Genomic DNA, 1,302 nt, shown 5'->3' on the forward strand with positions numbered 1-1,302 from the left:
AATGGGTGTTTAAAAATGGGTGTTTAGAATCTTTATCCTTTAAGAGCGGGGAGGCCAAGTCAACATCATCTTATAAAACTGCAATTGATGCACAATATCCATATTTATTTTAAAGAAATATCTCTTAAATAACGGCTCTCATTTATTTTACGATGGCGCCCAGTGGTATGATGGTAAAGCTTTTATATTCCAAAGGCATTACATGAAAGGCTGAGAGGATAGAAATTTGCTTTAAGAGAGGGAGAGGCTTTATTGTTTCGTGACTATTTGTTTAAAGTTTAGTACAGGTTTTTAGAATCTACGTCTTTTTAGGGGGAAAGGGGCATTAAAAAACCCCGTTTTTAACAGGGTTTTTTAATCGTTCAACTTTTCTAAAAAACTTAGAATTTATAAGCGATACCAAAGCGAACATCATGCGTTTGAGAAGAGATTTTAAGGTTATCGTTTGCAAATTTCTTTTTAAAAAAATCTGAATAACGATATTCTGTCCGCATAATGATATTATCTGTCATTGCAAGATCAAAACCACCACCAACAGTGTAACCAAACATTGTTTTTGTCTCATCTAACACATTGCCAGAAGCAAAAATTGTCGAATCTTCTTGCGATTTTGATAAAAGTGACATGATATATTGCATCTGTCTATAGGCTATACCCCCTGCAATATAAGGCATAAGACGATGGGAAGCAAAACCTATGCGCGCGCGCGTGGCACCAGACCACGTTTCTTTCAATGTTACACTGCTAACAACAATGTCACCATAGTTGGATATCGTTTCACCCTGAGCTGCAGGTTTTATGATAGGAATCCCAGCTTTTTTAAAGGCAATGTTAATGGAGTTTGATTCATCTAGAATTTTCTTTCCATTGTCTGTTTGGGTGCTTTTCCTCCCAGACCAGACCATATCGGTATCAAAACCGAAAACAAGATCTCCCAGATCAATATTAGAACCTGCATACAAACCTGCTCTCAATCCTGATAGTTTCGGTGATAAATCTCTATCAACCAAAGCCCATTTTCCGTCCCTGGCTTCTTGTGCGTAATTTAGAGTATTTTTATTGGAAAAATATCCAATTTGTCCTCCAAAATAAAAACCAGACCAAGAAAAAGGCGCAGAAACAGTAACCGGTGAAATACGTGACGATGAAACATCTTGCAATGAAACCTTCGGTTCTGATTGCTTAAAGATTACTGTATCTGCTGCTTGCGCTGTTGAAGCGGTAATGAAGGTGAAAATAGATAGTGCAACTAAACATTTTGTTTTCATAAAAACGTCCCCAATTTATTTCAGATACAAATCG

Annotated in this window: 1 protein-coding gene; it reads right to left on the minus strand. The window is 36.8% G+C overall.

Annotation, left to right across the window (positions count from 1 at the left end):
• Positions 1-380: 380 nt before the first annotated feature.
• Positions 381-1,268 (minus strand): outer membrane protein, encoded by an 888-nt coding sequence (locus tag ACFIL3_RS07900; RefSeq protein ID WP_375682030.1) that lies wholly within the window; start codon positions 1,266-1,268, stop codon positions 381-383.
• Positions 1,269-1,302: the final 34 nt, after the last annotated feature.

Source organism: Bartonella sp. CE47NXGY (assembly GCF_042195415.1).
In the GTDB taxonomy this organism is placed as follows: Bacteria; Pseudomonadota; Alphaproteobacteria; order Rhizobiales; family Rhizobiaceae; genus Bartonella.

What these genes read in the sequence shown, in the direction of transcription:
- ACFIL3_RS07900 (WP_375682030.1), bottom strand. Translation starts at nt 1,268, where the DNA reads ATGAAAACAAAATGTTTAGTTGCACTATCTATTTTCACCTTCATTACC.